11 protein-coding genes are annotated in these 15108 nt (G+C 63.8%); 10 read left to right on the top strand and 1 reads right to left on the bottom strand.

Going from position 1 to position 15108, the window contains the following annotated elements; translation table 11 throughout:
• The first annotated feature begins 86 nt into the window (after positions 1–86).
• The 7 genes from C100_RS31780 to C100_RS31755 all read left to right on the top strand — a co-directional run bounded on the left by C100_RS31780 (position 87) and on the right by C100_RS31755 (position 10411).
• The gene (locus tag C100_RS31780) at positions 87–2390 is read left to right on the top strand and encodes a nitric-oxide reductase large subunit (protein WP_024019051.1); all 2304 of its coding nucleotides are present in this window, start codon (positions 87–89) and stop codon (positions 2388–2390) included.
• Between the two features lie 323 nt (positions 2391–2713).
• On the top strand, positions 2714–2905 hold the full coding sequence (locus tag C100_RS48230; protein WP_152536424.1) for a hypothetical protein: 192 nt from the start codon (positions 2714–2716) through the stop codon (positions 2903–2905).
• A 30-nt stretch (positions 2906–2935) separates the two neighbouring features.
• Complete coding sequence (locus C100_RS31775; RefSeq protein ID WP_152536426.1) at positions 2936–4423, top strand: efflux transporter outer membrane subunit; 1488 nt, start codon at positions 2936–2938, stop codon at positions 4421–4423.
• Entirely contained in the window at positions 4420–5496 is a 1077-nt protein-coding gene (locus C100_RS31770; RefSeq protein WP_024019049.1) for an HlyD family secretion protein, read from the top strand. Before C100_RS31775 ends, C100_RS31770 begins: the two co-directional genes overlap by 4 nt.
• A gap of 4 nt (positions 5497–5500) precedes the next feature.
• On the top strand, positions 5501–8260 hold the full coding sequence (gene rbbA, locus C100_RS31765) for a ribosome-associated ATPase/putative transporter RbbA (protein ID WP_024019048.1): 2760 nt from the start codon (positions 5501–5503) through the stop codon (positions 8258–8260).
• A 1-nt stretch (position 8261) separates the two neighbouring features.
• Positions 8262–9389, top strand: a complete 1128-nt coding sequence (locus C100_RS31760; protein WP_024019047.1) for an ABC transporter permease — start codon at positions 8262–8264, stop codon at positions 9387–9389.
• 32 nt (positions 9390–9421) lie between these two features.
• Complete coding sequence (locus C100_RS31755) at positions 9422–10411, top strand: L,D-transpeptidase (protein ID WP_235219035.1); 990 nt, start codon at positions 9422–9424, stop codon at positions 10409–10411.
• A gap of 74 nt (positions 10412–10485) precedes the next feature.
• Here C100_RS31755 and C100_RS48225 read toward each other — a convergent pair whose 3' ends face one another.
• Entirely contained in the window at positions 10486–10818 is a 333-nt protein-coding gene (locus tag C100_RS48225; protein ID WP_152536423.1) for a hypothetical protein, read from the bottom strand.
• Between the two features lie 375 nt (positions 10819–11193).
• Between C100_RS48225 and C100_RS31745 the strand changes: the two genes are divergently transcribed.
• The 3 genes from C100_RS31745 (at position 11194) to C100_RS31735 (ending at position 15108) form a co-directional block, all read left to right on the top strand.
• On the top strand, positions 11194–11661 hold the full coding sequence (locus tag C100_RS31745) for a MarR family winged helix-turn-helix transcriptional regulator (RefSeq protein WP_024019043.1): 468 nt from the start codon (positions 11194–11196) through the stop codon (positions 11659–11661).
• Between the two features lie 109 nt (positions 11662–11770).
• Positions 11771–13246: an acetyl-CoA hydrolase/transferase family protein gene (locus C100_RS31740; RefSeq protein ID WP_052028244.1), complete on the top strand. Its 1476-nt coding sequence runs from the start codon at positions 11771–11773 to the stop codon at positions 13244–13246.
• A gap of 104 nt (positions 13247–13350) precedes the next feature.
• Entirely contained in the window at positions 13351–15108 is a 1758-nt protein-coding gene (locus tag C100_RS31735) for a PHA/PHB synthase family protein (protein WP_031308948.1), read from the top strand.

Raw genomic sequence — 15108 nt, 5'->3', positions numbered from 1 at the left:
AGCTATTACTTGCTGTCAGCACAATAACAATTTTCGCCGCTGTAGGCGGCAGCCATGGACTGTTCTGAGCGAAGAGGGGTTGGGGCATGAAGAGCTATCAGACGACATTCAGCATAAAAAGGCTGTGGATCATCCTGTCGGTCGGCATGGTGGTCATGTTCGGCATCCTGCTGCTGCTCGGTCAGCAGATCTACCAGCAGGCTCCGCCCATTCCCGAAGCGGTGAAAACCCAAAGCGGCGAGACACTGTTCACGCGCGCCGATATCGAGGCCGGCCAGAATATCTGGCAGTCGATCGGTGGCATGCAACAGGGCTCGATCTGGGGTCATGGCAGCTATCTGGCGCCCGACTGGAGCGCCGACTGGCTGCACCGGGAGGCGGAGGCCTTGCTCGCCCTGTCCACCGCGCCGCTGCCAGCAGGCCTATCCGCGGCGCAGGCCGATGTCGTACGAAAGGCTGCGCTGCAGGAGGAAATGCGCAGGAACAGCTACGACCCTGCATCCGGCGTCATCACGGTCAGCGACACCCGCGCCCGGGCGATCAGTCAGGTACAGCAGCACTTCGTCAGCCTGTATGTGGGCAGCGACCCGGCTTCGCTCAAGCTGCGCCGCGACTATGCCTTCCCGGTCTATGGCGAATTGTCGGCCGCGGAAGCCCGGCAGCTTACCGCTTTCTATTTCTGGACGGCCTGGGGCGCGACCACGAACCGTCCGGGGCAGACCATTACCTATACCAGCAACTGGCCGCACGAGCCCCTGGTGGGCAACACCCCGACCACCGGCACATTGTTGTGGAGCCTGGCGTCGGTCATCCTGCTGCTCGCCGCCGCCGGAGCGCTGATCGCCTATTATGTGAAGCAGTTCGACGTCTGGCGCGCCGACATATTGCCCGAAAATGGCATGGCGCAATCGGACCTGCTGGGGCAGTCCGTCATCACGCCGTCGATGCGGGCCACGGCAAAATATTTCTGGGTCGTCTGCGCGCTGTTCGTGGGCCAAGTGCTGCTCGGCATCGTCACCGCCCATTATGCGGTGGAGGGGCAAGGGCTCTACGGCCTGCCCTTTGCCGAGTATCTCCCCTACACCATCACCCGCACCTGGCACACGCAGCTCGCGGTGCTGTGGATCGCCACGGCATGGCTCGCGACCGGGCTCTACGTCGCGCCGATGCTGGCGGGTCGCGACCCGAAATTCCAGCGGCTCGGCGTCAATTTCCTGTTCGTCAGTCTGCTGGTCATCGTCGTCGGCTCGTTCGCCGGGCAATGGGCGGCCGTCCACCGCTTCTTCACCGACCTGACGGCGAATTTCTGGTTCGGCCATCAGGGCTATGAATATGTCGATCTCGGCCGCTTCTGGCAGATCTACCTCCTGATCGGCCTGTTCCTGTGGGTGGCGCTGGTCGTGCGCGCGCTCTGGCCCGTCCTGCGGCGCGAAGGCGGCAAGTCGCTCATCTATCTCGTCCTGGTGTCGGCGCTCGCCATCGGGCTGCTCTATGGCGCCGGACTGATGTGGGGCCAGCACACGAACATCGCCATCATGGAATATTGGCGCTGGTGGGTCGTGCATCTGTGGGTGGAGGGCATCTTCGAGGTCTTCGCCACGGCCATCATCTCGCTGCTGTTCGTGCAGATGGGCATCCTGCGGACCGCCACCGCCACCGTGATGGTATTGTTCGCGACGATCATCTTCCTGTTCGGCGGGGTGCTCGGGACCTTCCATCATCTCTATTTCAGCGGGACGCCGACCTCGGTGATCGCGGTCGGGGCGATGATCTCGGCGCTGGAAGTGGTGCCGCTGCTGGTGGTCGGCTTCGAGGCCTATACGCGGCACAAGGTCGAGCATGAGGCCGAATGGGAACGGATCTATCACTGGCCGTTCATGTTCTTCGCCGCCGTCCTGTTCTGGAATCTGGTCGGCGCCGGCCTGTTCGGCTTCCTCATCAATCCGCCGATCGCGCTCTATTACATGCAGGGGCTGAACACGACGGCGAACCACGGCCACGCCGCTTTGTTCGGCGTCTATGGCATGCTTGGCCTGGGGCTGACGCTCTATTGCATGCGCGGATTGACCGACGTCACGCGGTGGAACCAGAAATGGATCCGGGTTTCCTTCTGGTCGCTCAACATCGGCCTTGGCATGATGACCTTCCTGTCGCTGCTCCCGCAGGGCATCCTGCAAACCTATGCCAGCATCGAACATGGCTATGCCTATGCCCGCTCGGCCGAGTTTATCCATAGCCCGATCATGCAAGCGCTGGTCTGGGCAAGGGTGCCCGGCGACATCGTCTTCGCCGTCGGCGTCTTTGCGTTCGCATGGTTCATGCTCCAGGCATTTATGCCCGGCAGGAGGCCCGGTCCAGAAACGGCCGCCGTTCCAAAATCAGTGCTTTAGATCCACGACGCTGCTCCCGGCTGCACCTCGGTTTTCCCGAGAGAGCTGGCTAGTTTCTGGCGCTGGTCGGGAGCAAATGCACCAATAATCCATGCGGACCACTCGGTGTGGGCTGATCACACCGCTAAGGCGAATTCTATCTGCCCAGGCCGCCTTGCCTGCTGGCGTCCATACGGATCTCCCACAAGCTGCAAATAAAAATGGCCATGATAACATAACCATCAACCCAACTCCGGGGCCCCTACTCAAGCGCTATACGCCTGCCCACCGTTACCGATCAGCACCCTTTTCCACACGTCCGCGCAGATAAGGATAACCGCATCGTGGTACGCACCAACATTCTTGCGGTCACCGGCGGCACAGACTCCCTGCTGACTGAAGCGGACAGCCCCCCACTATTTTGGTTTCCCAGGACAGCCATTCCTGAAGCACTCGAATTCGCCAACGCGCTCGACGACCTGAAGGAGAGCATCCCATCGCCGCGTTGCCGGCGCGGCAGTTCCGTACGTTGTTAAATAGAGGGCACTGTGTCGATCGCTGATTGGATCACGAACCATGGGTGGCGCGCACTCGCTCGTAGTCATGTTCGGTGGGCATGGCGAGGTTCGTGCGCCGGGCTGGTCCTGCTGAGCGTCTCGGCCTGCTCCTTTGCGCCTGGGCATGTGCGGCCACCTTTGCCGGTTCCCGAGCGTTTTCCGGTGGCGGACACATCGCAGGACACGATTGCCCGGATCGGGTGGCGCGATTTCTTTCCCGATCCGGAATTGCAGCGCCTGATTGACGAGGCGCTGGCGAACAATAGAGGCATTCGCATTGCCGCCGCGCGTCTCGCCGAAGCGCGCGGCGCCTGGCGGATCGAAGGCGCCTCGCTTTACCCGCAATTCGACGCGGTCGGCACAGGGTCGCGCGGACGTTCTCTGTTCAACCTGCCTGGTACGGGCGCGGCGCCGGTGGATGTGCAGCAGGTCAGCGCGCAACTGAGCGCGAGTTGGGAACTCGACTTCTGGGGGCGGCTGCGCAATCTGCGCGATGCGGCACGCTGGCAATATCTGGCAAGCGAGGAAGCCCGCCGCGCGGTCGCCACCGATCTCGTGGCACAGGTGGCGGGCGGCTATCTGCTCGAACGGGAATATGAAGAGCGCGTGGCGCTTGCCCGGTCCTCGATCGAGACCCGCGAGGAGGCGCTGCGAATCATGCGGCGGCGCTATGAAGTGGGTTCGGGGTCGAAGCTCGACATGACGCAGGCGCAGACGCTGTTGGCCCAGGCAAAGATGACGCTGCAAAGTCTCGACCAGGATCGTGCCGTCAACCGCAACGCGTTGGCGCTACTGGTCGGTCGGCCGGTGGAGATCGGCCCCGGGTCCCTGTCGTTCTCCGATGTGCCGGATAATCTGGCGCCGCCCGCCGGCCTCCCATCCCAACTGCTGGTGAACCGGCCCGATATCGTCGGCGCTGAACATCAGCTTCGCGCCGCCGATGCCAATATCGGCGCGGCGCGAGCGGCGTTCCTTCCCAATATCACCCTGACAGGCGCCTATGGCACGATGAGCGACGAGATGGGCGGCCTGTTCTCCGGCGGCAGCAAGGCCTGGAGCTTTTCACCGACCATCACCCTGCCGCTGTTCAACGCCGGACGCTTGAAGGGCAATCTCGACGTGGCGAAGGCCCGACGGGATCGTGCGGTCGCCGAATATGAGCGGACGATCCAGTCTGCCTTCCGCGATGTGGCCGACGCGCTGGTCCGGCGGCAGCAATTGCAGCTTCAGATCGCGACAACGCGCGGCCTTCTGGAAGCGCAGCGCGAGCGGGCACGCCTTGCGCAGCTTCGCTTCGACAACGGACGATCCGCCTACCTCGAAGTGCTCGACGCCCAGCGCGACCTGTTCGACGCGGAGCAGGCGCTGGTCCAGCTCCGCCGCGCCGAACTGGCCAGCCTCGTCGCGCTTTATGCGGCTCTGGGCGGCGGGTTCCCCGCCGATCAGGCCTTCGACACCGATACATCGCAGAATGGCGCCGGGAGCCCCAGACCATGACGAACACCACAGGCAGGACCTGGCTTATCCGGGGCGGCATCGCCACGGCGGCGCTTGCTGCCGTGCTGATCGCCTGGACACTCCTCAAACCCGCAGCCCTTCCCGAGGGCATCGTCAGCGGTAACGGACGGATCGAGGCGGTCGAGATCGATGTATCGGCCAAGGCCCCGGGGCGTATCCGCGATATCGTCGCCGATGAAGGCGAGATGGTCGAGGCCGGGCAGGTCGTCGCGCATATGGATGTCGATGTGCTCCGCGCCCAACATTCCGAAGCCGAAGCGCAGCTCGCCCAGGCACTCAATTCCGTGCAGGTCGCGCAAAGCCAGGTCGTACAGCGCCAGAGCGAGCGCGCCTCGGCCTTCGCCGTCGTGCGCCAGCGCGAAGCGGAACTGAATGCGGCGCGGCGGCGCCTCAGCCGCTCCGAGACGCTGTCGCGCGAAGGAGCGACGGCGGTGCAGGAGCGCGACGACGACCGGGCGCAGGTGGAAGGTGCCAGCGCGGGCGTGGAAGCCGCGCGCGCCCAACTCGCCTCGGTCGATGCCGCGATCACCACCGCGCGCAGCCAGGTGATCGGCGCGAGGTCCAACGTCGATGCCGCGCGCGCGACGATCCAGCGGATCGAGGCCGATATCGCAGACAGCGACCTGCGGGCGCCGCGCGGCGGCCGTGTGCAATATCGCGTCGCCCAACCCGGAGAAGTGGTGGCGGGCGGCGGGCGCGTGCTGAACCTCGTCGATCTGACCGACGTCTACATGACTTTCTTCCTGCCCGAGACAGTGGCCGGGCAGGTTGCGCTCGGCAGCGAGGTGCGCATCGTTCTCGATGCCATGCCCGATGCGGCGATCCCGGCGAAGATCAGCTTCGTCGCCGATGTCGCCCAGTTCACGCCCAAGACGGTCGAGACGCAGAGCGAACGCGAGAAGCTGATGTTCCGCGTGCGCGCCCGGATCGATCCGGCGCTGCTGCGCAAGCACATCGCCCGCGTCAAGACCGGCCTGCCGGGCGTGGCCTATGTGAAAATCGATCCCGGAGCGCCTTGGCCGAGCAGCCTTCGCGACGCCGTGAAGGAATAGACCGGTGCGCCCGGCACAGCCCGTTGCCGCCAGCGGGCCGGTCGTCCGTCTTGCCGGAGTGCGGCTGCACTATGGCAGGACGCAAGCCCTGCAGGGCCTCGACCTCGATCTGCCGTCTGGCCGCATGGTCGGACTGATCGGCCCCGACGGCGTCGGCAAGTCGAGCCTGCTCTCGCTCCTGTCGGGCGCACGCGCCTTACAGGATGGGCGCATCGAAGTGCTGGGCGGCGACATGGCGTCGAAGCGCCACCGCGAGGCGGTGTGCCCGAGGATCGCCTATATGCCCCAAGGGCTCGGCAAGAACCTCTATGCCACGCTGTCGGTCGAGGAGAATCTGCAGTTCTTCGCGCGCCTCTTCGGCCATGATGCGGCCGAGCGCCGCCGCCGCATCGACGACCTGACGCGCAGCACGGGGCTTCATCCCTTTCTTGCGCGGCCAGCGGGTAAGCTGTCGGGTGGCATGAAGCAGAAGCTGGGTCTTTGCTGCGCGCTCATTCACGACCCCGACCTGCTGATCCTCGATGAGCCGACCACCGGCGTCGATCCGCTGGCGCGCGCGCAGTTCTGGGATCTGATCGCGCGCATCCGCGAGCAACGGCCTGGCATGAGCGTGATCGTCGCCACCGCCTACATGGACGAGGCGGAGCGCTTCGACTGGCTGGTCGCGATGGATGACGGCGCGGTGCTGGCGACCGGATCGCCCGCCGCACTGCTGGAGCGGACCGGCAGCGCCTCGCTGGAGGAGGCATTCGTCGCGTTGCTCCCCGAGGAGCGAAAGCGCGGGCATGAACCCGTAATCATCCCGCCGCTGGAGACGGATGATAGCGACATCGCCATTGAGGCACGGGGCCTGACCATGCGGTTCGACGATTTCGTCGCGGTCGACGGGGTGAGCTTCCGCATCCGGCGCGGGGAGATCTTCGGCTTCCTCGGCTCCAACGGCTGCGGCAAGTCCACGACGATGAAGATGCTGACCGGTCTGCTGCCGGCTAGCGAGGGGCAGGCGTGGCTGTTTGGACGCGAGGTGAACCCGCGCGACATCGCGACGCGCCGCCGTGTGGGCTATATGAGCCAAGCCTTCTCGCTCTACAACGAGCTGACGGTGCGCCAGAACCTGGAGCTTCATGCCCGGCTTTTCGATGTACCAGCGGATCGGATACCGGAACGGGTCGCGGAAATGGTCGAGCGCTTCGGTCTCGACCGCGCTCTCGATGCCCTGCCCGACAGTCTGCCGCTCGGCATTCGTCAGCGCCTGTCGCTGGCCGTCGCCATGGTTCACAAGCCCGACCTGCTGATCCTCGACGAACCGACCTCCGGCGTCGATCCGGTCGCGCGCGACGCCTTCTGGCGGCTGCTGATCGAACTGGCACGGCGCGATCATGTGACGATCTTCATTTCCACCCATTTCATGAACGAGGCCGAGCGTTGCGACCGCATGTCGATGATGCACGCCGGTAAGGTGCTCGACAGCGATGCCCCGGCAAGGCTGGTGGAGAAGCGCGGCGCGGCGACGTTGGAAGAGGCGTTCATTGGCTATCTGATCGAGGCCGCGGACGATGGCGCCGAGGTCGAGGACGACATCGTCCCATCCGCGACCGCAGCGGTCGATTCCCACGTGCATGGCCCACAGGGTCGTCGCCTGTTCAGCATCCAGCGCATGATCAGCTACATGTGGCGCGAGGCGCTGGAACTGCAGCGTGATCCCGTGCGGGCGACCCTGGCCATTCTCGGCTCGGTCATCCTGCTGCTGGTGATGGGCTTCGGCATCAGCATGGACGTCGATAACCTGCGCTATGCCGTGCTCGATCGCGACCAGACGACCATCAGCCAGAATTATCAACTGGGCATCGCCGGTTCCCGGTATTTCGCCGAGCAGCCGCCGATCACCGACTATGACGACCTCGATCGCCGCATGCGCAGCGGCGAACTCGCGCTGGCGATCGAAATACCGCCGGGCTTCGCGCGCGACCTGTCACGCGGCGAAGGCGTGGCGATCGCCGCCTGGTTCGATGGCGCGATGCCGCAGCGGGCCGAGACGGTGCAGGGCTATATCCAGGGCCTGCACCAGCACTGGCTGACCGAACAAATGCGCAGGCGGCTCGGCGCTGCGGCGACAAGCGCAGTCTCGGTCGAGAACCGCTTCCGCTACAATCCCGACGTGACGAGCCTGCCCTCGATGGTGCCGAGCGTCATCCCGCTGCTGCTGCTGATGCTGCCCGCCATGTTGACGGCGCTTTCCGTCGTGCGCGAAAAGGAGATGGGGTCGATCATCAACCTCTATGTCACGCCGGTCACGCGCGCGGAATTCATGATCGGCAAGCAACTGCCCTATGTCGCCCTCGCGATGCTGAACTTCGTCATCATGGTGCTGATGGCCGTGTTCCTGTTCGATGTCCCGCTCACGGGAAGCATCCTTGCCCTGACCCTGGCGTCGCTATTGTTCTGCTTCATCGCCACCGGCATGGGGCTGCTCGCCTCCGCGCTGACGAAGAGCCAGATCGCCGCCCTGTTCCTCGCGATGGTCGGCACCCTGATTCCGGCGGTGACCTTTGGTGGTATGACCGATCCTGTTTCCTCACTCGAAGGCGCTGCGCGCCTGATCGGCGAGACCTACCCCGCGAGCCATATGTTCACCATCAGCCGCGGCGTGTTCAACAAGGCACTGGGCTTCGGCGACCTTGCGGGATCGTTCTGGCCCCTGTTGGCGGCGGTGCCGGTGATCCTCGGCGCGGCCATCCTGCTCCTCAAGAAGCAGGAGCGCTGACATGCGTCAGTCGCTCTCGAACATCTATCGCCTCGGCGTCAAGGAACTGTGGAGTCTGTGGCGCGATCCGGTGATGCTGCTGTTGATTCTCTTCGTCTTCACCTTCGCGGTCTACAGTTCTGCGACCTCGATGCCCGATACGCTCAACAATGCGCCGATCGCGATCGTGGACGAAGACCAGTCTCCCCTGTCGCAGCGGATCGTCTCGGCTTTCTATCCGCCGCAGTTCGCTCGTCCCGCGATGATCCAGCGCCATGAGATCGATCCCGGCATGGACGCGGGCACCTATACGTTCGTCCTCCACATCCCATCCGGTTTCCAGCGCGACGTGCTGGCCGGTCGTCCGGCCCAGATCCAGCTCAACACCGACGCGACGCGGATGACCCAGGCCTTCACAGGCAGCGGCTATGTTCAGCAGATCGTGATCGGCGAGGTGAGCGCGTTCGTGAACCGCAATCGCGGACGGGCGGACCTGCCCGTCGCCCTAGAGATGCGCGCGCGGTTCAATCCGACGCTGGACAAGAGCTGGTTCGGCAGCCTGTCGCAGATCATCAACATGATCGCGATGCTGTCCATCATCCTGACCGGCGCCGCCCTGATCCGCGAGCGCGAGCACGGGACGATCGAGCATCTGCTGGTCATGCCGGTCACGCCGGCCGAGATCATGCTGTCGAAGGTCTGGTCGATGGGTCTGGTCGTGCTGCTGGCCTCCGCGCTGTCGATGGCGCTCGTCGTGCGCGCGGTGCTGGGTGTGCCCATTGCCGGTTCGCTGATACTGTTCTTCACCGGCGCGGCGCTGGTGCTGTTCGCGACGACATCGATGGGGATTTTCATGGCGACCATGGCCCGCAACATGCCGCAGTTCGGCATGTTGACAGTGCTGATCCTGCTGCCGCTTCAAATGCTCTCGGGGGGGAATACTCCGCGCGAGAGTATGCCCGAACTGGTCCAGAACATCATGCTGGCCGCTCCGACAACTCATTTTATCGAACTGGGGCAGGCGATCCTGTTCCGGGGGGCCGGCCTCGATGTGGTCTGGCCGCGGTTCCTGGCGATCCTCGTGATCGGGGCGGTGTTCTTCGCGATCGCGCTTGGCCGGTTCAGGAAAACGTTAGCGTCGATGGCGTGAGACAGCGCCGGCAGAGACAGAGAGCAAACGAGATGACGACAACAAGGCGCGAATGGCTGGCGGGAGGACTGGTGATGGCCGGTCTGCTGCCCTTTATCGGCCGCGCGCGTGCGGCGCAGCCCGAGACTCCGGCGCCACCCGGGCCTGCTGGACGGCGCGCACTGCGGGCCGGGGAATTCCTCTGGCTGCCGGAACTGTCGCCCGAAGGCCCGATCCTGCTGGTGGTCAGCATTCGCGCCCAGCGCGCAATCGTCTACCGCAACGGCGTACCCATCGGTATATCCACCGTTTCCACCGGCAAGGAAGGTCATGAAACGCCGACCGGCGTGTTCACCATTCTTCAGAAGAAGGTCGATCACAAGTCGAGCCTCTATAATGATGCGCCCATGCCCTTCATGCAGCGGCTGACCTGGGACGGCATCGCGCTGCATGCCGGTAACCTGCCTGGCTACCCGGCTTCGCATGGCTGCATCCGCCTGCCGATGGAGTTCGCTCGCGCGCTCTATGGTGTGACCAGTCTCGGCATGACGGTCGTTATCGCGGGAGACCAGAGCGTCCCGCGTATCGCGCCGAGCCCGAAGTTCCTCGATAGCGGTCCAGATGGTGACGCCGAAGCGCTGGACGCCACAACGTGGAATCCCGACGCCGCGCCATCGGGACCGGTGTCGATCGTCGTCAGCGGCGCGGATGCGCGCATTGTCGTCCTGCGCGATGGAGTCCGGATCGGGACGGCCCCGGTCCGGATCGTTGGCGATCTCACCGATATGGGCGTGTTCACGCTTTCGCGCGTCGATACCGAAGGGTTTCATTGGCTGCAGCTTGAATTGCCGGGACAGGTTGGTGTGGCCGGGCACGCAGTCACCGCCGACGAGCGCGGGCGCCTCCAGATACCCTCGGCCTTTCAGGACGCATTGCGCACGATCCTGCAACCGGGGGCGACTGCAATCGTAACCCCGCAAAGCCTCGTCAGTGCTTCATCCGGGCAAAAGCTGGTCGTTATCGACAGCGAGGCGGATGAGTGATCGGCGCGATTGGCCGGCAGCGGACCCGACCGACAGAATTGGATGGGAGAAACTGTTCTTCGTTGGCCATTGCCTCAGTTCGGAACGCCACCTCGTCGAAAGGGAGGCGGACACACAATGCCCTGCCAGCCGACCGGTTCTTCTATACGCAACTCAGCTGGGTCGATGAGCAGTTCGCCGGCGTAGTCTAGGCCGACTACGAACTGTTCGACCGGTTCAAGATCACCGCCGGCGTTCGCGTATCGCCGAACAAGTGCGAGACCGACGTACTGCGCGACAGCCCATTCTCGCTCGGCAGCAATTTCATTTCGGGATGCCAGTTGGAAACCCGGTCGATCCTGAAGTTCAGAATCTTCTGGCAAGCCAATCCCGACCACCTGGTCTATGCCTCGGATCACCACGCTCAATCGCTGATCCGGGACCATATCTGCGAGCGGCCTCCCACGCGGCCGAGGGGGCATCCCTTGCCCTCGATTTGGTTCGCGTCGATCATGCTGACCGTCCCGGAAAAAGTCTCGCCGATGTCGATACAAAGACACGGCCCCGCGACCGGCCGGGTCCGTACAAAAACCCGGAACAAGACCACCTCAACCAACTTCGGCGTACCATCACGCGCCGCGTCGGCTCTGGCCGACACTGTCACGCGCTCCAGATCCTATTCCGCCTCATGACGGGGCGAAGGCAGCGCTTCAGCGAGCGTTGGCCCGCGGAAAACGGCTTGACGACGATCATTTCAGACACATTAGATTGCTGTTTAATTATTAACGCGTTATCAATTTAATATGACCGACGAGCGCACCTTGGCCGAGCAGCAGTTGACGACCGGAGTGATATTGCTGGGCCGGCACTATCCCAGGCAATTCGACACGGTCGTCGAGGAATTTGGTCTGTCGGGTGCGAGCGCCTTCCCGCTGGCGATGCTGGGCCGCATGGAGGACGGGACTCGGCAGGGAGATCTGGCACGTGCTCTGGGCGTGGAAGGTCCGGCTCTCGTCCGGCAACTGGACCGGCTCTGTGCGCTGGGCCTGGTGGAAAGGGTGGAGGACGCCGTAGACCGCCGCGCCAAAAAACTTCATCTAACCATCGAGGGACGGCGGGTCGCATCGATTGTCGAAGCTCAGTTCACCCGGCTGCGCCGAAGGTTGCTGGCAGGCGTCTCCAACGAAGACATCGCGGCAGCCCTGCGCATTTTCCACATTCTCGAGATCAGGATGGGCGATCCGTCCGATATCGACCAGCCGGAAGGCTGAAACGCAAAACGTCCAGAAACCATGGACACCGAAATCTAAGGTGTCCACCAAGGGGAGAGTTAACGTGCCTGGATATCGCATCGCCAATGTCGGTCTAGAAAGCAGAATCATGGACGCGGATGCGGCCGCGGCCCTGATCAGCGACGGCATGACGATCGGCATGAGCGGCTTCACCGGTTCGGGCTATCCCAAGGCGGTACCGGTGGCGCTCGCCAAGCGGGTCGAGGCGGCGCATGCAGCCGGGGAGCGTTTCCGTTGCCGCGTCTGGACAGGCGCATCTACCGGCCCCGAACTGGACGGTGCGCTGGCCAAGGCCGATGGCATCGAATTCCGCCTGCCCTATAATTCCGACCCGATCGCGCGCGAGAAGATCAATCGCGGCGAGATGGAATATTTTGACATGCATCTGAGCCAGGTCGCGCCGATGGCGTGGCAGGGTTTTCTCGGGCCGCTCGACGTGGCGGTGATCGAAGTGGCCGGCATCCGCGCCGATGGATCGCTGATCCCATCCTCCTCGGTCGGCAACAACAAGACCTGGCTTGACCGCGCCCATGGCGTGATCCTGGAAGTCAATCGCTGGCAGAATTCGGCGCTGGAGGGAATGCACGACATCTATTACGGTACGGCCCTGCCGCCGCATCGCGTGCCCATACCGCTGGTGCGTCCCGACCACCGTATCGGCGAGCCTCATTTCCGGTGCGACCCGGACAAGATCATCGCAATCGTCGAGACCGACGCGCCCGACCGCAATCTTCCCTTTGCGGCACCCGATGCGTCCGCGCGCGCCATCGCCGGTCATTTGATCGAGTTCTTCCGGCATGAGGTCGACAGGGGCCGGCTGCCCGCCTCGCTGCTGCCGCTGCAATCGGGCGTGGGCAATATCGCCAATGCCGTGCTCTCCGGTCTGGTTACCGGCCCCTTCGAGAATATGACATCTTACACCGAGGTCATTCAGGACGGGATGCTCGACCTGCTGGATTCCGGAAAACTGCGCATGGCCTCGGCAACGGCCTTTTCGCTGAGCCCGGAGGCGGCGGCACGCCTGAACGCGGACATGGGGCGGTATCGCGACAAGATGATCCTGCGGCCGCAGGAAATCAGCAATCATCCCGAACTGATCCGTCGGCTTGGCTGCCTCGCCATGAACGGGCTGATCGAGGCGGACATCTATGGCAACGTAAACTCGACCCACGTCATGGGATCGCGCATCCAGAACGGCATCGGTGGCTCCGGTGATTTCGCGCGCAACGCCTATGTCTCGATCTTCGTGACGCCTTCCACGGCAAAGGGCGGCAAGATTTCTGCGATCGTGCCGCAGGCGAGCCATGTCGATCATATCAGCCAGGACGTGCAGGTGCTGGTTACCGAGCAGGGGCTTGCCGACTTGCGTGGCCTCAGCCCCAAGCAGCGCGCGGCGGTCATCATCGAGAATTGCGCGCATCCCGATTATCGGCCCGCGCTCACCGACTATTATCGCCGCGCGCGCCAACGCTCCTACGGCCAGCAATCCCCGTCCCTGCCGGGCGAGGCTTTGTCGTGGCACCAGCGCTTCATCGAGACGGGTTCGATGCTGCCCGATCGGTAGGGGGCGTTCTGGAAATCCTCGTGGTCACGATCCAACGGACATTACGTAGTGCGAGGCTCGATCCCGGAAGGCATTGCCCATGCCAAGCCAACGGAGCAGATATGATGACCTCTAGCCTATCCCATGTCGATCCGGACCCGATGGACGGGATCGCCCAGATGCTCGATCGCGCGGCCGCAGCCCTAATGGCGCAGGCGACATCCGGGCTTTCGCCCGTCACGATGACCCAGGCATTCCTGGACTGGAGCGCGCATCTTGCGATCTCGCCGGGCAAGCAATTGCAACTCGCGCTCAAGGCGGGTCGCAAGGTCGGACGAATCGCCGACTATGTGAACCGCAAGGCTGGAGACGATGAGGCAGCACCTGCGATCACGCCGTTGCCGCAGGATCGGCGCTTCGCCGATCCTGCCTGGACCAAGCAGCCGTTTGACCTGATCTCGCAAGCCTTCCTGCTCAACCAGCAATGGTGGCATGCCGCAACCACCGGGATCGGCGGCGTCTCGCGGCATCATGAGGACATGGTCAATTTTACCGCGCGCCAGCTCCTTGACGTCTTTGCCCCCACCAATTTCCTCGTAACCAATCCCGTGCTCCAGCGCAGGATCGTCGAGACAGGCGGGCAATGCCTCCTCGATGGAGCAAGTCATTGGTGGGAGGATGCCCAGCGCCTGACCCGGGGCGAACCACCTCTCGGTTCCGAACAATTCGCTGTAGGCGAAACGGTAGCCGTAACACCAGGCAAGGTGGTCTATCGCAATGAATTGATCGAACTGATCCAGTACGCGCCGACCACGGATACTGTCCATCCCGAGCCGATCCTGATCGTGCCGGCTTGGATCATGAAATTTTACATCCTCGACCTTTCGCCCGAGAACTCGCTGGTCCGCTGGCTCGTGGGCCAGGGCCATACGGTGTTCATGATCTCCTGGCACAATCCTGGCAGCGAGGATCGCGATCTCGACATGGACGATTATCGCCGCCTGGGGCCTGTGGCCGCACTCGACGCTGTCCAGGCGATCACCGGATCGGACAAGGTTCATGGTCTGGGCTACTGCCTGGGCGGCACCCTGCTCGCTATCACGGCAGCGGCGATGGCGCGCGACGAGGACGACCGCCTGGCCACACTCACCCTGCTGGCCGCGCAGACCGAGTTCAGCGAGCCGGGCGAACTCGGCCTCTTCATCGACGAGGCCCAACTCAACCTCCTTGAGAACATGATGTGGAGCCGGGGCTATCTCGACAGCGGACAGATGGGCGGCGCGTTCCAGATCCTGCGATCCAACGATCTCATCTGGTCGCGGATTCTTAGCACTTACCTCATGGGCGAACGCGAGCCTATGTCGGATCTCATGGCCTGGAACGCCGACGGGACCCGCATGCCTTTCGCCATGCACAGCCAGTATCTGCGCCAGCTCTTCCTCGACGATGATCTCGCCGAGGGCCATTTCAAAGTCGGCAGCCGCACGATCACCCTGTCGGCCCTACGCCAGCCTTTGTTCGTGGTGGGGACCGAGCGTGACCATGTCGCGCCCTGGCGCTCGGTCCACAAGATCCATTGGCTGACCAGCGCGGAAATCCGCTTCGTCCTGACCAGCGGCGGTCACAATGCCGGGATAGTGTCTGAGCCCGGCCATGCGCATCGCCATTTTCAGGTCTCAACCCGGCCGCTCGATGACCCCGCACTCGATCCGGACGATTGGCTCGAACAGGCGGAAGCCCGGGACGGCTCCTGGTGGATCGAATGGGGCCGCTGGCTCGGCGAGCATTCGAGCCAGCGCGTCCCACCGCCGGCTATGGGACAAGCGGAGGGCGCCTATCGACCGCTCTGCGATGCCCCCGGTCATTATGTGATGGAGCGCTGA

The organism is Sphingobium sp. C100, assembly GCF_000508185.1.
In the GTDB taxonomy this organism is placed as follows: domain Bacteria; phylum Pseudomonadota; class Alphaproteobacteria; order Sphingomonadales; family Sphingomonadaceae; genus Sphingobium.
This window is presented reverse-complemented; position numbering and strand designations above follow the sequence as displayed.